The following is a 17,664-nucleotide window of genomic DNA, read 5'->3' as shown; positions in this document are numbered from 1 at the left end:
GAGAGTATAAATGGCCCTGCTCGATACCGATCTTCTCACCCGGACCGCGCCGCTCTATGAGCGCGTCAAACGCGTCATCCCGCCGTTCGAATGGGCTACATTCGCCGAGGACGTCGACGCGATCCTGGAGCTGAAGCGCCGCCGCAACGCCGTGGTGCTGGCTCACAATTACCAGACGCCGGAAATCTTCCATGGCGTCGCCGATATCGTCGGCGACAGCCTCCTGCTCGCGCGCGAGGCGACCAAGGTCGACGTCGATGTCATCGTGCTCGCGGGCGTGCACTTCATGGCCGAGACGGCGAAGCTGCTCAACCCAGCCAAGACCGTGCTGATCCCTGACCTCAAAGCCGGCTGCTCGCTGGCAGACTCCATCACGGCCGAGGACGTGCGGCTGATGCGCGCGCGCTATCCGGACGCGCCGGTCGTCGCCTATGTCAACACCTCAACGGCGGTGAAGGCCGAGTCCGACATCTGCTGCACCTCGGGCAATGCGCTCAAGGTCGTGGAATCGCTCGACGCCGAGCGCGTCATCATGCTGCCGGATGAATATCTGGCGCAGAACATCGCCAAGCAGAGCAGCAAGAAGATCATCGCCTGGAAGGGCCATTGCGAGGTGCACGAGCTGTTCACCGCAGACGACGTGCGCCAGCTGCGCGAGAGTTATCCGGATGTCACGGTCCTCGCGCACCCGGAATGCCCGCCCGACGTCGTCGCCGAAGCGGATTTCTCAGGCTCGACGGCGGCGATGCAGACATTCGTCGAGACCAAGCGCCCGCCGCGCGTCGTGCTGCTGACCGAATGCTCGATGAGCGACAACATCGCGGCGCGCAATCCCGGCGTCGACTTCGTCCGCCCCTGCAATCTCTGCCCGCACATGAAGCGGATCACGCTGAAGAACATCCGCCACGCGCTGGAGACCAACCAGCATGAAGTCACGATCGACCCCGAAATCGCCGATCGCGCGCGCAAGAGCGTCGAAAGGATGCTGGCCATATGAGTACCGATCTCTCCAATCTGAACGGCCGCCCGGTCATCATCGGCGGCGGCGCCGCAGGACTGATGACCGCACTGCAGCTCGCGCCCGAGCCGGTCGTGCTGATCTCCAAATCTCCGCTCGGCGCGGAAGCCTCCAGCATGTGGGCGCAGGGCGGCCTCGCCGCGCCAGTCGGCGCGGATGACACGCCTGCCCTGCATCTCGCCGATACGATCGCGGCCGGCGCAGGCCTTTGCGACGCAGCGGCGGCGAGCCGGATCGTTCATGCTGCGCCTGCCGCCGTCGAACAACTGGCCGAACTCGGCGTCGCCTTCGACCGTCGCGCCGACGGCAGCTGGCGGCTCGGGCTCGAGGCCGCGCACGGCCGCAACCGCATCGTACACGCCACCGGCGACGGCACCGGCCGCGAGATCATGCGCGCGCTGATCGCCGCGGTCCGTCGGACACCGTCGATCACGTTGCTGGAAGGCGTCGAGGCGCGCCGGCTGCTGGTCGAGGACAATGCGGTCAGGGGCGTGCTCGCGGCGAGCGACCGCGGCCGGCTTGCGATCACGACCAACCGCGTCGTGATCGCGACCGGCGGCATTGGCGGGCTGTTCGCCGACAGCACCAACCCCGGCGGATGTTTCGGCCAGGGGCTCGCGCTCGCAGCGCATGCCGGCGCAGCACTGTCGGACATCGAGTTCGTCCAGTTCCATCCGACCGCCTTCGACGGGCCGTCGCGGCCGATGCCGCTATTGACCGAGGCGATCCGCGGCGACGGCGCTGTGCTGATCGACGAGACCGGGCAACGCTTCATGGCCGATCAGCCTGGCGCCGAACTTGCGCCACGCGACATCGTCGCGCGTGCGGTGTGGCGCCATCGTGCCGCCGGGCATCGCACCTTCCTCGATGCGCGCAAGAATCCGGGCGCGGATTTTGTGCAGCGCTATCCGGTGATCAGCGCGTTCTGCAAAATGGCAGGCATCGATCCCGCCCATGATCCGATCCCGATCCGGCCGGCGGTCCACTATCACATGGGCGGCATCGCGGTCGACGGTTTTGGCCGCAGCACCGTGCAGGGCCTGTGGGCCTGCGGCGAGGCCGCGCGCACCGGCCTGCACGGCGCCAACCGGCTTGCCAGCAACTCGCTGATGGAAGCGATCGTCTGCGCAAGCTGGGTCGCCGAAGGCGTCGAAGGCATGAGCGCTGGTCCGCGCGCCATGCTGCGCGACGATCCCATGCCGCCGGCAGCCGATCCCTCCGCGGTGCGCCCGATCCTCACGCAGGGGCTTGGCGTCTTGCGTGACCGCGACGGGATCGCGCGTGCGATCCGCAGTCTCTATCCGCTCGCGCGCGGTCCCAATGCTGCATCCGACGCTGCGCTGGTCGGCTTGATGATCGCCGTCGCGGCAATCAGGCGCGAGGAAAGCCGTGGCGGTCATTTCCGCAGCGATTTCCCGCACACCGCCTTGTCGGCGGCTCCATCGTCCCTCACCCGTGCCGAGGCGCTCGCCGCCGCGCGCGACATCGTCGAATCCAAGCCTTCAGCCAGGAGTGCCCGCTCATGACCACCCTCAATCCCCTGTTGCCGCTGCTGTACGAGCCGATCGTGCAGACCGCCTTGCGCGAGGATCTCGGCCGCGCCGGCGATATCACCGCGGATGCGATCGTGCCGGCCGGCCAGCAGGCGCGGCTGGTGATGCGGGCGCGGCAGCCCGGTGTGATCGCCGGACTCGACGTCGCGCGGTCAGCGTTCCAGATGGTGTCACCAGCGATCGAGCTGCGCGCCGAGCGACCCGACGGCAGCGCGGTCGAGCCCGACCAGGTGATCGCGATCATCGACGGCCCGGCCCGCGGCCTGCTCACCGCGGAGCGCACCGCGCTCAACTTCCTCTGCCATCTCAGCGGCGTCGCGACCGCAACCGCCACGCTGGTGAAAGCGGTCGCGGGCACGCGCGCACAAATCGTCGACACCCGCAAGACCACGCCGGGACTGCGGGCGCTGGAGAAATATGCGGTGCGCGCCGGCGGCGGCGGCAATCACCGTTTCGGGCTCGACGATGCGATGCTGATCAAGGACAACCATATCGCGCTCGCAGGCGGCATCCGCACCGCGATCGAACGCGCCAAGGCCAATGCCGGCCATATGGTCAAGATCGAGGTTGAGGTCGACACGCTGTCGCAGCTCGAGGAAGCGCTGGCGCTCGGCGTCGACGCCGTTCTGCTCGACAACATGACGACCGAGCAGCTCGGCCAGGCGGTTCAGATGGCACGCGGCAAGGCGATCACCGAAGCCTCCGGCCGCATCACGGCTGCGACTGCCGCGGCGATTGCCGCCACCGGCGTCGACCTGATCTCGGTCGGCTGGATCACCCACAGTTCGGCCGCGCTCGATATCGGGCTCGACTACCTGTCGTGATCGATCAAAGGGACTGGCCAGCCGGAACGAGATTCGGCTGGCCTTGTTCCGTTCGGCGCGCGGCAAACCGCTCGGCCTGCAACACCGCGAGCGTCAGTACGACGATCGCGACCGCCTGGTGCGTCAGCGCCAGATCGATCGGAACCTGATGCAGCAGCGTCAGGATGCCGAGCGTCGCCTGCAGCGTGATCGCCGCAACCAGCCACCAGGCGCCCGCGATCACGCCGCCGCCGGCGCGCGACCGCACGGCATCGATCGCGTGTGCGATCGCCAGCGCGAACAAGAGATAGGCGGTCATGCGATGCTCGAACTGCACCGTCAGCGTGTTGTCGAACAAATTGCGCCACCATGGCGTCTCGAACCACAGCCGGTCGGCCGACGGGATCAAGCCGCCGTCGATCTCGGGCCAGGTGTTGTAAACCCGGCCCGCGCGCAGGCCAGCGACCAGCGCGCCGAAATAGAGTTGCAGGAAGGTGAGCAGGAGCAGCGCCGCGCTCGTGATCTTCAGCCTGAGCGGCGCGATCACTATGGGGCGGTCCGTCAGCCGTCGCAGCGTCCAGACGATCGCCGCGAAGATCAGCAGCGCCAGCACCAGATGCGTCGCCAGCCGATACTGCGACACCTCGACGCGCTCCGAGAGGCCGGACGCCACCATCCACCAGCCGACGCCGCCCTGTAGCGCGCCGAGGCCGAAGATCACCCACAGCCGGCGGCCGAGCTCACCGCTCACCGCGCCGCGCCACAGGAAATACAGGAACGGCAGCAGATAGGCGGCGCCGATCACCCGGCCGAGCAACCGGTGGCTCCACTCCCACCAGAAAATCGTCTTGAACTCGGCGAGCGTCATCCCGGCGTTGAGCTCGCGATATTGCGGAATCTTCTGATAGCCCGCGAAGGCCTGGGTCCACTGCGCCTCGGTCAGCGGCGGCAGCGCGCCGGTCACCGGCTTCCATTCGACGATCGACAGGCCGGACTCGGTCAGCCGCGTGGCACCGCCGACCAGGACCATCAGCGCGATCAGGCCGGCGACCGCGATCAGCCATACCCTGACGGCGCGGAGCTGCGATGTCTTTGCGGAAATACCGGCCATTTCGCCCTGACTTGATTGGATTTTCGGGCCCCTTATAGTCCGGCGCGCCCGCGGCGCAAGCACCGCCGAAGACGTTCAGGATCACGAGTTACACGTACAAGCCATGGCCATACGCACCCGCAAACTGCTCGGAACCATCTTCCTGCTCATCCTGGTCGTGGTGTGGTCGCTGCTCGGCATGACGGTCGCCCAGACGCCGTGGCTCGCCAACTCCGGGCTGCTGCAGGCCGTCTTCTACGTCGTCGCGGGGCTCGGCTGGGTGCTGCCGGCGATGCCGATCGTGTCCTGGATGTCGCGCCCCGATCGCGCTTAGAGCACGCCCTGCTCCCGCGCGCTCCGCGTCGGCCGCACCGGCGCGAACATCACGCCCGAGAGCAGCACCCGCATGATCCGCAGCGAGCGGACGCGGCCGTCCCACGCGATGCGCGGCAGTGCGTAGAGGTTGGTGCGGCCCTGCGCCTCGACCACGCCGGAAATGGTCGACACCGCGCTGGCAAAGCCCGCTTCCTCGGCCATCACGACATGTGCACGGGCGAATGCTTCGCGATCCCCGAAGGGATACGCGAAATGCCTGACCGGCCGCCGGAGCGCACTTTCGGCCACGGCCTTTCCCATCGCCATCTCGCGCTCTGCGTCGGCGTCCCTGAGGCTCGACAGAGCGGAATAGTTCACCGTGGCACTGCCGAACGTCACGTTCGGATCCGCGGCAAGCTTCGCCAGATCCTGCCAGTCGAGTGAGGCGCTGCGTGACAGTTGCGCAGCGTCGGCCGAATAGCGCCGCGCGAGATCGTTCACCGCATAGGACAGATCAGGCGGCGACAGCTTGCGCAGCCAGCCGGACAGGAAATCGAACAGCTCGTATTTGTCCGACAGCGTCGAGACCACGAAATGCCGTTCCCGGCCGTCGATCACAAGGCTGATGCGGCTCTCGCGCGCGATAATGTCCTCGAGCACCAGCCACCACGCCGCGCCGACGCCGTCCGGAAACGCGGTCGGTAGATAGAGCGTGAAGGGGACGGAATGCCTGGCGAGCACGGGATAGGCATGGGTGACGATGTCCTTGCTGGCACCGTCGAAGGTCAGGCAGGCGAAGCGGCGGCGCTCCGGCATGGTCACCGCGCGGCGGCAGGCTTCGTCGATCCCGACGATGTCGTATTTCCAGCGCTTCAGCGCGCGGATCGTGCGATCGAGGAATGCTGGCGAGACCTCGTGAGGTCTCAGCGGCTGGAACCGGGCCCGACGGGCGGGACGGACGCGCGCGAAACGCAGGATCACCCCGGCGCCCCCGGTCTCGCGCTCCCGCAGCCGGAAGGCGCCGCTGAAATATGCGAGCTCCATCCGGGCTCGCCGCAAAATCCCCCGGTCCGGCGCCAAGATCCCCTACCGTCCTTGCCTCGCCCGGCGGTTCCCACACGTCCACCGTCGGGCGATTGTTATTACTCTTTGTTGACATTTCCCTGCGAAGGTCGGCCTCAGCCGAGAACTGTAAATTAATACCTTAAAAAATTTGGGTTCCGAGATGACCATGGCGGCGGCAATGGAAGGCCAGACGGCGGGCACGCGAACATGGCCGAACGCAATCCGCATCGCCGGCGTCGACATCTTTCACGACCTCACTGCAGCCGAGGCGACCTGGCGCAGTCTCGAAACACCGCAACACAGCTACACACCCTATCAGCGCTTCGACTTCCTTGCCTCCTGGCAACGCCAGGTCGGCGAGCGCGAAGGCCTGCGGCCCTTCATCGTGGTGGCCCATGACAGCGAGCGCCGTCCGCTGCTGCTGTTGCCGCTCGCCGTCGAACAGCGCCTGGGCGCCAATTGCGCAAGCTTCATGGGCGGCAAACATGCCACCTTCAACATGGCGCTGTACGACCGCGACTTCGCCGCCAACGCGACCGAAGCCGACATCTCGGCCTTGATCGGCTCAATCGCCGAGCGATCCCGTGCCGACGCGCTGATGCTGTGTCAGCAGCCGCTGCGCTGGCAGGACCAGCCCAATCCGATGGTGTTGCTGCCGCATCAGACATCGGTGAACGACTGCCCACTGCTGGTCATCGAGCCCGGCGCGGCACCCGCTTCGCTGATCAGCAACTCGTTCCGCCGACGCCTCAAGGGCAAGGAACGCAAGCTGCAGGCGCTGCCGGGCTACCGCTATCATGTCGCAGATAACGGCGCCGACGTCTGCCGACTGCTCGACTGGTTCTTCCGCGTCAAGCCGGAGCGCATGGCGGAGCAGAAGCTGCCCAACGTGTTCGCCGAGCCGGGCATCGAGCAGTTCATCCGCACCGCCTGCCTCGCGCCGCGCGCCGACGGCAAGGGCTATGCGATCGACATCCACGCGCTGGAGTGCGACGAGGAAGTGATCGCGATCTTTGCCGGCGTGTCCGACGGTCATCGCTTCTCGATGATGTTCAACACCTACACGATGTCGGCCAATTCCAAGTTCAGCCCCGGCCTGATCCTGATGCGCGACATCATCGATCGCCATGCCGGCCTGAACTATCGCGCCTTCGACCTCGGCATCGGCTCGGACGAGTACAAGCGGCTGTTCTGCAAGGACGACGAAGCGATCGTCGACAGCTTCATTCCGCTCAGCCTGCGCGGCAAGCCGGCGGCCACCGCGCTTTCGGCCATCAGCCGCGCCAAGCGCGCAGTGAAACAAAATCCGGCGCTGTTCGAAATCGCGCAGAACCTGCGCAGCATGTTCCGCTGAGCACGACCGGCGGCGCTACGGCGACGAGCCATCCGGCGCCGCGCGGCCGTTCGCGACGCCAAGCCGCATCATCGCATCGAACACCAGCATCGCGGCCGGCGACAACGCCCGCTTGCGCAGCTTGATCAACCCGTAGCTCTCGAGCATCAGCTGGTCGCGGATACGAAGCATCTTGAAGCGCTGCGGATCGAGCAGATCGAAGATCAGGAGCGGCACCGGCACGATCGCATCGATGCCCGCCGCGATCCCAATCGACGCGAAGAACGACTCGGTGTTGATGATGCGCTGGGGCGGCGCAATGCCCCGGCTGTAGAACAGCCGCTCCAGCCCCTGGCGCATGAAGGATTCCCGCGGCTGGATGATCCATTGCAGGTCGACCGTATCCTCGAGATTGACGCTGTCGAGACCGGCGAGCGGATGCTCGGCGCGAACCAGCAAGCCGGCCTGCTCGGCGCCGATCGCGTGATAGTCGAATTGTCCGGGATCGACGCCGGCCGGAATTCGCGCCACGACGAAGTCGAGCTCAAGCGCCAGAAGACGCGCAACGAGCGGCGGACTGGTGCTGACGTCGAGCGAAATGCTCACCCGGTGCAGTTTCTCGCCAAGGTACTGCATGACGTCGACAACAAGGTCGATGCTGGGCTTGGCGACCGTCCCGACCGATACCGTGCCAAGCTCGCCGGACCGGTAACCGGCGAACTCATTGGTGACCCGGTCAAGGTCCGCGAGGACGCTCCGGCCACCACGGATCAAGATCGAACCATAGGCGGTCGGCTCAACGCCGCGCGCCGTTCGCTCGAACAACGGAACCCGCGCCACGGCCTCGATCTCGGCCAGCATCTTCGATGCCGCCGACTGGGTAATGTTCAGGCGCTCGGCCGCGAGCTGCAGCTTGCGCTCGCTGTCGAGCGCGACCAGCAGGCGCAACTGGCGCAACTTCAGATTATTGATCACGGCCCGCTACCATCCTGCCCGGCCAGAGCCGTCCGATCCGATTTAATCGGAACGAACGGGACTCCAGCCTCTTGTCTAGACGCGCCTTACTCCACGCGACCCGGCGTCCACTTCGCTGGAAACACTCGAGTTCCCGCGACCATACCGCAGTGCATCATGACAGTTTCGCCGTGGCTCCATTCCCAAATGCCATTAGTCACGCGGCCGTCGATTACACAAGAATGAATGCAAGGCTTGCAAGCAGGCTTGCAAGGACAAAGCGACGGACCGCTGCGGGTGTACAATGGTTCACCCCGGACAGCGCGGTGACCTTGCGCCAATACAAATAGCCAGAAGGGATGGGAACGATGAGCGACGATGTCGAGAAGCGCGCGATCGGAAAGATGATGCGACGGCTGATTCCGTTCCTCATCCTGTGTTACTTCGTGGCGTATCTCGATCGCGTCAATGTCGGCTTCGCCAAGCTGCACATGAACACGGCGCTCGGCCTCAGCGAAGCCGCCTACGGGCTCGGCGCGGGACTGTTCTTCGTCGGCTACTTCTTCTTCGAAGTCCCCTCCAACATCCTGCTGGAACGGTTCGGCGCGCGGCGCTGGATCGCCCGCATCATGATCAGCTGGGGCATCGTCTCGGCGGCATTCGCGTTCATCCCGCAGATGTCAGCGGCGACCGGCCTCTCCAGCGAGTGGATCTTCTACTTCCTGCGCCTGCTGCTCGGCGCCTGCGAAGCCGGTTTCTTCCCCGGCATCATCTTCTATCTGACGCTCTGGTTCCCGACGATCTATCGGGCCCGCGTCATCAGCCTGTTCATGCTTGCGATCCCGATCTCCAGCATCATCGGGGCACCGATCTCAGGCCTGCTGCTCAATTTGTCGGGCGCCGGCCTGACCGGGTGGCAGTGGCTGTTCATCTGCGAAGCGCTGCCGTCGGTCCTGGTCGGATTCGCCGTGCTCGCCATGCTGCCCGACTTCCCGCGTCAGGCGAACTGGTTGCAGCCCGACGAGATCAAGTGGGTGCAGAACACCCTCGAGACCGAGCGGCAGAAGAAGGAAGCCGTGGAGCACATCTCGGTGATGCAGTCGCTCACCGATTCGCGCGTCCTCGCCTGCGCCCTCGTCTATTTCTGCCTGAACGCCGCCAGCTACGGCGTCGCGTTCTTCCTGCCTACCATCATCAAGGCTTTCGGCGTCACCGACACGCAGACCGGCCTGATCGCAGCCCTGCCCTTCGTGTTCGGCGCGGTCGGCATGGTGCTGCTCGGCCGCCATTCCGACAAGACCGGCGAGCGGCGCTATCACGTTGCCGGCGCGCTGGTGCTCGCGGCCGTCGGCATTGGCCTCGCCGGGCTGGTCTCCAGTCCGGTGCTGATCGTGGGCCTGCTCTGCCTCGCGCAGATCGGCGTGTCGGCGGTGCCGCCGATGTTCTGGCCGATGCCGGCCAGCATCCTGAACGGCGCCTCGGCCGCGGCAGGCATCGCCGCGATCAATTCGCTCGGCAATCTCTCAGGCTTCGCCGGCCCGTTCGCCATGGGCTATCTGAAGGACCTGACCGGCGGCTTCACCGCAGGCCTGCTGCTGCTCGCGGTCGTCGGCTTGATCGGCGCGCTGGTCACGATCCGGCTTCGGATCGATCCGGTCCTGGAGCGCGCCGCGCGCGAGCCGATGCTGGCGCATTGAGGGTGGCGGTCAGGCCGCCACCACCCGCGGGCCCCTCGCGACCGTTTCCGAGGGCGCGCAGGGCTTGCTCAACATCGTCACTTCGGAGAAGCCGACGGCCCTGAGCTGATCGACCATCTGATGGCGGGCATCCTGGGCCATTGCGGGGTCGGGCACGACGACGGCCTGCGCCTTCGCGGTCAGCAGCTCGGCCGGCAGGTCGACGGCCGAGCCGGCGTCGAGCAGCACGTGGTCGTAGACCCGGAGCAGCGCGTCGATCGCAAGCGCGAGCCGCGGCGATTGCAGGTGCGCGCGATCGAAGCCCGGACGGCCGGCGCTGACGATCTGAACCCGCGACTGCCGATCCTTGGTGATGATCTGCGCGAACGTCGCCTCACCCTGCATCAATTCGGCAAGGCCGGGCGCGGCGGGATCGACGGTGGCCGCCGCCAACACCGGCGCGGATGCGACGAGATCGACCACCACGACCTTGGCCTGGCGCGCCATCAGACGGGCCAGCGTCAGCGCGGTCAGCGTGACGCTCTCGCCGGTGGCCGGGCCGAGCACCGTGACCTTGTGGGCGGCGGGACCGGACGCGACGAGCCGCTCGGCCAGCGCATCGATCTCATCGACGGTCCGGGCGGGTGCAGGCTGCGGCTCGCTGATGACGGGCTCGTATGGCGCCGCCGGCTCCGGCGAAAGGCTGGGCGCGACCGGCGATGCGAGCGCGGGTTCAGGCGGCAGCCTCGGCGCCGGCTCGTCCACGGCGACAGTCTCCATGACCGGTTCGCGGCGCCGGATCACGGCGGCGGCCGGCGCGAAGGCACGGCCCACCGCACCGGGCGCGGAGATGCGCAGCAATTCACCGGTGATGATGATCCCGGACGACAGCAACAGCGTTGCCAGCGTCGCGATCAGAACGATCGGCAGCTTCTTCGGATAGGCCGGCGTGTTGGAGACCGTGGCGCGCGAGATGATGCGGCCGTCGGTCGGCGCCGCCTCGATGTTCTCGCGTGCGGTCGCCTCGCGATATTTCGCAAGATAGGCTTCCAGCAGATCGCGCTGCGCCTTGGCTTCACGCTCCAGCCCGCGGAGCTGCACGTCCTGGCTGTTGCTCGACGACGCCTGTTTCTTCGACTGGTCCAGGCTCGCCTGCAGCGCCTGGACGCGGCCGTCGGCGACGCGGGCGTCGTTATCGAGCGAGCGCGAAATCTTGCCCGCTTCCTCGCGCAATTGCCGGTCGAGGTCGGCGATCTGCGCCTTCAATTCCTTGATGCGCGGATGGTTGTCTAGCAGCGTCGACGACTGCTCGGCGAGCTGGGCACGCAACGTGCCACGCTGTTCGGCGAGCCTGCGGATCAGCTCGGAATTGAGCACCTCCGAAGCCTCGATCGGCTTGCCGCTCTGAATCATCTCGCGGATCAACCGCGCCTTGGTCTCGGCATCGGCCTTCAGGGCGCGGGCATTGTTGAGCTGCGTGTTCAGCTCACCCATCTGCTGGTTGGACAGCGGGATGTTGTTGGTGCCGACGAACAGGCTCGACTTGGAGCGGAATTCCTCGACACGCGAATCCGCGTCGGCGACCTTGGTGCGCAGCTTGTCGATCTCGCCGAGCAGCCACGTGCTGGCGGACTTGGCCTGGTCCTGCCGTGCCGCCTGCTGCAGCACGAGATAACCGTCCGCGATCGAGTTCGCGACGCGGGCGGCGAGATCAGGATCTTCCGACTGGAACTCGACCACGATGACGCGCGACTTGTCGACCGCATAGGCCTGGTAGCGCTCATAGAAGGCGTCGAGCACCCGCTCTTCCGGCGTCAGGCTGAACGGATCGCGGCCGATGCCGAACAGCGCCAGCAGCGACTTCAGCGGGGAGAAGCCGCGCAGCACCGGATCGAACTCCGGACGCTCGGCCAGCTTGTTCTTTTTGATTATGTCGCGCGCGAGATCGCGCGACATCACGAGTTGCACCTGGCTCGTCACCGCCTCGGCATCGAGCGAGGTGCGTTCGAGGTCGCGCTCGCCGTTCGGGCGCAGGAAGGCATTCTCGCGATTGTCGATCAGGATTCGCGCTTCCGACTTATAGCGCGGCGTCACGACGTTGACGGCAGCGAGCGACAACGCGAACACCAGCACCGTCGGCACGACGATCCAGCTTCGCTTGCGCGCCAGCGCGCGTCCGAGCACATGGAGGTCGAGATCGGTTGCCGGCGCTGTACGCGCCGGCTCGTCCGGGGCCGACATCGGCACAGCCGGCTTCGCAACGGCCTCGCCGGCGACGGGCGCCGACTTCGGCAGCGCCCGCTGCACGACGGCCTCTTCCTTGCCTGTACGCCAGAATGCAAAACGCATAACGAACTCCCGCGGACGCCGCGATTCCACCTCAATGCCGGCGATTACAGTCCATTAAGGTTGCTGCTGGGTTAATCGGCGCGGTTGACGGATGCGACCACCACCGCACCGTCATGTTTTATTAACCATGAGTGCCGTTAATCGAGCCTATATTTTGTCGCGGGATTCCTCACATGCGCGATCTGCGCGCCCCCCTCGTTTGTCTGGTTGCTGCGCTCGCGCTGTCGGGCTGCATGGGACGGACCTCGCCGCTTGCCGGCGACCCGGCCCTCGATTCGATGGCTTACGGGCAGCCCTCCTTCGCCGGGCCGGCGGCTTATGCCGAGCCTGCGCCGACGCGCGAGGCCTATAATCTAGGCCCCGGCGACAAGCTCCGCGTCGTGGTCTATGGCCAGGAAGGCCTGACCAATTCGTACGCGATCGACGCCGCCGGCGCGGTCACGATGCCGCTGATCGGCTCGGTGCCGGCACGCGGCCGCACGCCTGCCGGGCTTGCCGCCGAGATCACCGCGCGGCTGCGCAACGGCTTCATCCGCGACCCTTCGGTGGCGGTCGAGATCGAATCCTACCGGCCGTTCTTCATCCTCGGTGAAGTCCAGGCCCCCGGCCAATATCCCTATGTGCCCAACATGACGGTCGAGAGCGCGGTGGCGATCGCCGGCGGCTTCTCGCCGCGCGCACGGCGCGACGAGGTCACCCTCACCCACACCGATGCATCGGGCGCCGGCCGCTTCACAGCTCCCCTCGGCACGCCGATCGGCCCCGGGGACACCGTGTTCGTCGGCGAACGCTGGTTCTGATCGATGGCGCAGGATCAAAATCGGGACCAGCCGCTGCGCATCCTGCACGTCGTCCGTGCCCCGGTCGGCGGCATCATCCGTCACATCCTCGACGTTGCCAATGGCCAGATCGAACGCGGCCATCACGTCGGCATCGTCGCCGACAGCCTGACCGGTGGCACGCGTGCCGACGCAGTGCTTGCCGAGATCGAGCCGCGCCTCAAGCTCGGCGTCCACCGGGTCGCGATACGCCGCGAGCCGCGCTTTGCCGATTTGATGGTCTGGGCACATATCGCCGGCCTGATCCGCAAGCTGAAACCCGACGTGGTGCACGGCCATGGCGCCAAGGCCGGTGCCTATGTCCGGCTGCGACGGCGGTCGAACAAGGTGATCCGGGTCTACACGCCGCATGGCGGCTCGCTGCACTACCCGCTCGACACCTGGAAGGGCCGCTTCTACAGCCAGCTCGAGCGCACGCTGATGAACAGCACCGACCTGTTCCTGTTCGAGAGCGCGTTTGCCCGCGACACCTATCAGCGCACCGTCGGCAAGCCCTCAGGCCTTGTGCGTTGCGTCTTCAACGGCGTCACGTCGGAGGAATTCGAACCGGTTGCCAAGGCCGACGATGCCAGCGATGTGGCCTATGTCGGCGAATTCCGGCGCATCAAGGGCGCCGACCTGCTGATCGAGGCGGTCGCCAGGCTGCGGGCCGGCGGCAAGCCGGTGACGCTGACGCTCGGCGGCGACGGCGAGGAGTTCGAACGGCTCAAGGAGCAGGTGAAGCGGCTCTCGCTCGGCGAGGCCGTTCGCTTCATCGGCCACGTCAAGGCGCGCTACGGCTTCTCGAAAGGCAGCCTGCTGGTCGTTCCGTCGCGCGGCGATTCGATGCCCTATGTGGTGATCGAGGCGGGCGCTGCGGGAATTCCGATGATCGCCGCCAATGTCGGCGGCATTCCGGAAATCTTCGATACCCACACCGACGCCTTGTTCGCGCCGAGCAATGTCGCCGCGATGGCCGACGCCATCAAGGCCGCGCTCGACAACCCGACGGCGACCGCGGCGCGGGCGCAAAAACTGCGCGAACGAATCTCCGAGCATTTCTCGCAGAGCGCCATGGTCGAAGGCGTGCTGGCCGGCTATCGCGACGCATTTGCCAAACGTTAACCATTTCTTGCGCCCGTAACCGTTTCTTCCGATTTGTCACCTTAAGTCACGTCCGGGGAATTTCGCTGCTGCGCGCGGATGACCATCTGCAAGCGCAGGAATGGACGTGGAGCCGTGGAACCGTTTAACGCTCGCTCGATGCTGGATGCCGCTGCGTCTGCGACGGCTGCCCAGCCGCAGGTCGAACGCCGCCGCCGCCTGTCGCCGGCCGCGCTCGCCGTCACCAATCAGAAGGTTGGCGGCGCCTACTCGCCTGTCGTGATCGCCGGCGTGGTTCGCCTCGCCGATTTCGTGCTGCTAAGCCTGGTCGGCATCGGGCTTTATCTCGCCTATGTGCGCCCGTTCGCCGGCGCGATCCATTGGGGATACATCGGCTCGATCCTCGGCATGTCGGCGGCGGCCGTGGTCTGCTTCCAGGCCGCCGACATCTACCAGGTGCAGATCTTCCGCAGCCAGCTCCGCCAGATGACGCGGATGATCTCGTCATGGGCCTTCGTGTTCCTGCTGTTCATCGGGATCTCCTTCCTCGTCAAGCTCGGCGGCGAAGTCTCGCGGGTCTGGCTGTCATCGTTCTTCTGCGTCGGCCTTGCTCTCCTGATCGCCGAGCGGCTGGCACTGCGCTCGATGGTCCGCGCCTGGGCGCATGACGGCCGGCTCGACCGCCGCACCATCATCGTCGGCGCCGATCAGAACGGCGAGAAGCTGATCGAGGCGCTGAATGCCGACGACGACACCGACATCCATGTGCTCGGCGTGTTCGACGACCGCAATGACGCCCGCGCGATGGAGACCTGCGCCGGCGCGCCGAAGCTCGGCAAGGTCGACGACATCGTCGAGTTCGCCCGCCGCACCCGCGTCGACCTCGTGCTGTTCGCGCTGCCGATCTCGGCCGAGACCCGCATCCTGGAGATGCTGAAGAAGCTCTGGGTGCTGCCGGTCGACATCCGCCTGTCGGCCCATACCAACAAGCTGCGTTTCCGCCCCCGCTCCTACTCCTATGTCGGCAAGGTGCCGACGCTCGACGTGTTCGAGGCGCCGATCACCGACTGGGACCTGGTGCTGAAATGGCTGTTCGACCGCGTGGTCGGCAGCCTGGCTTTGCTTGCGGCGCTCCCGGTGCTGGGACTGGTGGCGCTCGCGGTGAAGCTCGACAGCCCCGGCCCGGTGCTGTTCCGCCAGAAGCGCTTCGGCTTCAACAATGAGCGGATCGACGTCTACAAGTTCCGCTCGCTCTACCACCACCAGGCCGATCCGACCGCCTCCAAGGTCGTAACCAAGAACGACCCGCGCGTCACCCGCGTCGGCCGTTTCATCCGCAAGACCTCGCTCGACGAACTGCCGCAGCTGTTCAACGTCGTGCTGAAGGGCAATCTTTCGCTGGTCGGCCCGCGGCCGCACGCGGTGCAGAGCAAGCTGGAGAACCGCCTGTTCGACGAGGCGGTCGACGGCTACTTCGCTCGCCACCGTGTCAAGCCCGGCATCACCGGCTGGGCTCAGATCAACGGCTGGCGCGGCGAGGTCGACACCGACGAGAAGATCCAGAAGCGTGTCGAATACGACCTCTATTACATCGAGAACTGGTCGGTGCTGTTCGACCTCTACATCCTGCTCAAGACCCCGTTCTCGCTGATTACAAAGCACGAGAACGCGTACTGAGTTCGATTGCCGTCACTGACGCCCTCACCAAAGCGCGTCACTTTGTGTCTGTTGCGTTGCGTGAGTATCCGATGGCCTATGCGGCGATAGCCGGGACGTCCCAATCGTTGACATCGGCGCCGTCAGGCGTGCTGGCGCTGCAGCGGGCGCTGGTGTGGCTCGCCGGCGCGTCGATCGCCATCGTGTTCATCGAGCCGAGCCCGTATGAACTGGTCACGCTGACCGCCTGCGTGCTGTTCTTTGCCACGGGCCTGCGCATGCAGCTCGTGTTCATGCCACTGCTGTTCGCGCTGATCGTGCTCAATGTCGGCTACAGCATCGGCGCGGTGCCGTTCCTCGACAAGCCGGAGGTGGTGAACTGGGTCCTCACCTCCTGGTACATGGCCGTCACCGTCATCTTCTTCGCAATGGTGATGTCGGAGGACACCGAGGCGCGCCTCGACATGCTGCGCCGCGGCCTGATCGTCGGCGCGATGATCGCCTCGCTGGCGGGCATCGCCGGCTACTTCCATCTGGTGCCCGGCGGCTATGACCTCTTGACGCTGTATGATCGTGCCCGCGGCACCTTCAAGGATCCCAACGTGCTCGGCGCGTTCCTGATCCTGCCGGCGCTGTTCACGCTGCAAAGTGTAGTTTCCGACCGCTTCGGCAAGGCGTTCCGCAACGCCATCGCCTTCGGCATCATCTCGCTCGCGATCCTGCTGTCGTTCTCCCGCGCCGCCTGGGGTGGCCTGATTGTCACCGCGGCCTTCATGCTGGCGCTGATGGTGTTCACCAGCCGCTCGCAGGCGCAGCGCTCGCGCATCATCGTGATGACCTTGATCGCCGCGATCCTGGCGGTTGCGCTGATTGCGGTGCTGCTGTCGATCGGCACGGTCGCCGACATGTTCAAGCAGCGCGCAAGCTTCGACCAGAGCTACGACGAAGGCCGCTTCGGCCGGTTCGGCCGCCACATCCTCGGCGCCCAGATGGCGCTCGAACTGCCGTTCGGCATCGGGCCGCTGCAATTCCACACCTACTTCCCCGAGGACACCCACAACTCGTTCCTCAACGCCTTCATGTCGGGCGGCTGGATCTCGGGCATCTGCTATCCGGCGCTGGTGTTCGTCAGCGCGATCATCGGCTTCCGCTACATCTATTCGCGGGTGCCGTGGCAGCGCGACTATCTGGCGATCTTCTCGGCGTTCCTCGGCATCGCCGGCGAGAGCTTCATCATCGATACTGACCATTGGCGGCATTTCTGGATGATGCTGGGCACGATGTGGGGCATGTACGCGGCAACCGAGCGCGCCCGCGCGGCATCGATCGAGGTCAGCGACGAGACTTCGGCGGTAGCTTGAGTTCGGCGCGCTGCTCCGGCGGCGTGTCGATCACCGCTTTCAATGCTTCGGTCGCTTGCAGCACACCCTTGTAGCCGTCATTGGCGAAGCGCAGCAGCAGCCGCAACTCGTCGTCGGTGTAGCTGCTCCACAGCTTGTGCATCTCCTGCTGCATCGGCACGTAGAACTTGCCGATCTCCACCGCCTTTTCCTCCACCACCGAGATGAAGACCTTGCGGCGGTCGCTCTCGTCGCGCTCGCGGCGCACGTAACCCGCCTTTTCCAGGCGATCGACCACGCCGGTGATCGCGCCGGTCGTCAGCCCGGTGACTTCGGCGAGGCGCCCCGCGGTCACCCGCCCTTCGAGCTGGAGGATGTCCATGCATTCCATGTCGGAATTGGAAATTCCGGCCATGTTTGCAACGGCTTGGCCGTACATCACGCCCTGCGCGGATGACCGGCGCAACGCCTCCTCGAGTTCCTGCATCAGCGCTTTGCGCAACGTTGCACTTGACAATGCGACTCCCATATCTTACTGGCTTGATATCTTATCAACTAAGATAATTAGCAACTGATCTTTCCTACCCCAC

Annotated in this window: 15 protein-coding genes; 10 read left to right on the top strand and 5 right to left on the bottom strand. The window is 65.9% G+C overall.

The features are described 5' to 3' along the window. Positions 1-10 precede the first annotated feature (10 nt). From nadA to nadC, 3 genes are read left to right on the top strand one after another with little or no spacing between them, the layout of a single operon-like run. Positions 11-997: a quinolinate synthase NadA gene (nadA, locus tag ACTUWL_RS32330; protein WP_021079110.1), complete on the top strand. Its 987-nt coding sequence runs from the start codon at positions 11-13 to the stop codon at positions 995-997. Next, positions 994-2,544, top strand: coding sequence for an L-aspartate oxidase (locus tag ACTUWL_RS32325; protein WP_021079109.1), 1,551 nt, complete (start codon positions 994-996; stop codon positions 2,542-2,544). Before nadA ends, ACTUWL_RS32325 begins: the two co-directional genes overlap by 4 nt. Next, positions 2,541-3,395: a carboxylating nicotinate-nucleotide diphosphorylase gene (gene nadC, locus ACTUWL_RS32320; protein WP_021079108.1), complete on the top strand. Its 855-nt coding sequence runs from the start codon at positions 2,541-2,543 to the stop codon at positions 3,393-3,395. The genes ACTUWL_RS32325 and nadC overlap by 4 nt, the downstream gene beginning before the upstream one ends. Positions 3,396-3,399: 4 nt before the next feature. Here nadC and ACTUWL_RS32315 read toward each other — a convergent pair whose 3' ends face one another. Further along, positions 3,400-4,485, bottom strand: coding sequence for a COX15/CtaA family protein (locus ACTUWL_RS32315; protein WP_021079107.1), 1,086 nt, complete (start codon positions 4,483-4,485; stop codon positions 3,400-3,402). A 103-nt stretch (positions 4,486-4,588) separates the two neighbouring features. On the opposite strand from ACTUWL_RS32315, the gene ACTUWL_RS32310 reads away from it, so the two are divergent. Continuing rightward, the gene (locus tag ACTUWL_RS32310; protein WP_021079106.1) at positions 4,589-4,798 is read left to right on the top strand and encodes a DUF2842 domain-containing protein; all 210 of its coding nucleotides are present in this window, start codon (positions 4,589-4,591) and stop codon (positions 4,796-4,798) included. On the opposite strand, the gene ACTUWL_RS32305 is transcribed toward ACTUWL_RS32310, so the two are convergent. Next, positions 4,795-5,823 (bottom strand): polysaccharide deacetylase family protein, encoded by a 1,029-nt coding sequence (locus ACTUWL_RS32305; RefSeq protein ID WP_021079105.1) that lies wholly within the window; start codon positions 5,821-5,823, stop codon positions 4,795-4,797. The genes ACTUWL_RS32310 and ACTUWL_RS32305 overlap by 4 nt on opposite strands. Positions 5,824-6,004: 181 nt before the next feature. Between ACTUWL_RS32305 and ACTUWL_RS32300 the strand changes: the two genes are divergently transcribed. Next, entirely contained in the window at positions 6,005-7,198 is a 1,194-nt protein-coding gene (locus ACTUWL_RS32300; protein WP_035651504.1) for a GNAT family N-acetyltransferase, read from the top strand. A gap of 15 nt (positions 7,199-7,213) precedes the next feature. On the opposite strand, the gene ACTUWL_RS32295 is transcribed toward ACTUWL_RS32300, so the two are convergent. Further along, the gene (locus tag ACTUWL_RS32295; protein WP_021079103.1) at positions 7,214-8,152 is read right to left on the bottom strand and encodes a LysR family transcriptional regulator; all 939 of its coding nucleotides are present in this window, start codon (positions 8,150-8,152) and stop codon (positions 7,214-7,216) included. Positions 8,153-8,490: 338 nt separating this feature from the next. Between ACTUWL_RS32295 and ACTUWL_RS32290 the strand changes: the two genes are divergently transcribed. Next, complete coding sequence (locus tag ACTUWL_RS32290) at positions 8,491-9,828, top strand: MFS transporter (protein ID WP_106940194.1); 1,338 nt, start codon at positions 8,491-8,493, stop codon at positions 9,826-9,828. Between the two features lie 9 nt (positions 9,829-9,837). On the opposite strand, the gene ACTUWL_RS32285 is transcribed toward ACTUWL_RS32290, so the two are convergent. Then, on the bottom strand, positions 9,838-12,156 hold the full coding sequence (locus tag ACTUWL_RS32285; RefSeq protein ID WP_021079101.1) for a GumC family protein: 2,319 nt from the start codon (positions 12,154-12,156) through the stop codon (positions 9,838-9,840). A 173-nt stretch (positions 12,157-12,329) separates the two neighbouring features. Here ACTUWL_RS32285 and ACTUWL_RS32280 point away from each other — a divergent pair, with 173 nt between their 5' ends. The 4 genes from ACTUWL_RS32280 (at position 12,330) to ACTUWL_RS32265 (ending at position 17,095) form a co-directional block, all read left to right on the top strand. Then, positions 12,330-12,956: a polysaccharide biosynthesis/export family protein gene (locus ACTUWL_RS32280; protein ID WP_021079100.1), complete on the top strand. Its 627-nt coding sequence runs from the start codon at positions 12,330-12,332 to the stop codon at positions 12,954-12,956. A 3-nt stretch (positions 12,957-12,959) separates the two neighbouring features. Next, complete coding sequence (locus tag ACTUWL_RS32275) at positions 12,960-14,099, top strand: glycosyltransferase family 4 protein (protein ID WP_021079099.1); 1,140 nt, start codon at positions 12,960-12,962, stop codon at positions 14,097-14,099. Between the two features lie 114 nt (positions 14,100-14,213). Next, positions 14,214-15,755, top strand: a complete 1,542-nt coding sequence (locus tag ACTUWL_RS32270) for an undecaprenyl-phosphate glucose phosphotransferase (RefSeq protein WP_035651514.1) — start codon at positions 14,214-14,216, stop codon at positions 15,753-15,755. Positions 15,756-15,826: 71 nt separating this feature from the next. Further along, complete coding sequence (locus ACTUWL_RS32265; protein ID WP_021079097.1) at positions 15,827-17,095, top strand: O-antigen ligase family protein; 1,269 nt, start codon at positions 15,827-15,829, stop codon at positions 17,093-17,095. On the opposite strand, the gene ACTUWL_RS32260 is transcribed toward ACTUWL_RS32265, so the two are convergent. Next, positions 17,067-17,561, bottom strand: coding sequence for a MarR family winged helix-turn-helix transcriptional regulator (locus ACTUWL_RS32260; RefSeq protein ID WP_168470996.1), 495 nt, complete (start codon positions 17,559-17,561; stop codon positions 17,067-17,069). The two genes, ACTUWL_RS32265 and ACTUWL_RS32260, sit on opposite strands and share 29 nt — an antisense overlap. Positions 17,562-17,664 lie beyond the last annotated feature (103 nt).

The organism is Bradyrhizobium sp. WCU1 (assembly GCF_053474805.1).
This window is presented reverse-complemented; position numbering and strand designations above follow the sequence as displayed.

Excerpts from the sequence above, each read along its gene's own strand:
- ACTUWL_RS32275 (WP_021079099.1), top strand. The coding sequence starts at position 12,960 with ATGGCGCAGGATCAAAATCGGGACCAGCCGCTGCGCATCCTGCACGTC.
- ACTUWL_RS32285 (WP_021079101.1), bottom strand. The coding sequence starts at position 12,156 with ATGCGTTTTGCATTCTGGCGTACAGGCAAGGAAGAGGCCGTCGTGCAG.
- ACTUWL_RS32310 (WP_021079106.1), top strand. The coding sequence starts at position 4,589 with ATGGCCATACGCACCCGCAAACTGCTCGGAACCATCTTCCTGCTCATC.
- nadC (WP_021079108.1), top strand. The coding sequence starts at position 2,541 with ATGACCACCCTCAATCCCCTGTTGCCGCTGCTGTACGAGCCGATCGTG.
- ACTUWL_RS32265 (WP_021079097.1), top strand. The coding sequence starts at position 15,827 with ATGGCCTATGCGGCGATAGCCGGGACGTCCCAATCGTTGACATCGGCG.
- ACTUWL_RS32305 (WP_021079105.1), bottom strand. The coding sequence starts at position 5,823 with ATGGAGCTCGCATATTTCAGCGGCGCCTTCCGGCTGCGGGAGCGCGAG.
- ACTUWL_RS32325 (WP_021079109.1), top strand. The coding sequence starts at position 994 with ATGAGTACCGATCTCTCCAATCTGAACGGCCGCCCGGTCATCATCGGC.
- ACTUWL_RS32315 (WP_021079107.1), bottom strand. The coding sequence starts at position 4,485 with ATGGCCGGTATTTCCGCAAAGACATCGCAGCTCCGCGCCGTCAGGGTA.
- ACTUWL_RS32280 (WP_021079100.1), top strand. The coding sequence starts at position 12,330 with ATGCGCGATCTGCGCGCCCCCCTCGTTTGTCTGGTTGCTGCGCTCGCG.
- ACTUWL_RS32300 (WP_035651504.1), top strand. The coding sequence starts at position 6,005 with ATGACCATGGCGGCGGCAATGGAAGGCCAGACGGCGGGCACGCGAACA.
- ACTUWL_RS32290 (WP_106940194.1), top strand. The coding sequence starts at position 8,491 with ATGGGAACGATGAGCGACGATGTCGAGAAGCGCGCGATCGGAAAGATG.
- nadA (WP_021079110.1), top strand. The coding sequence starts at position 11 with ATGGCCCTGCTCGATACCGATCTTCTCACCCGGACCGCGCCGCTCTAT.
- ACTUWL_RS32260 (WP_168470996.1), bottom strand. The coding sequence starts at position 17,561 with ATGCAGGAACTCGAGGAGGCGTTGCGCCGGTCATCCGCGCAGGGCGTG.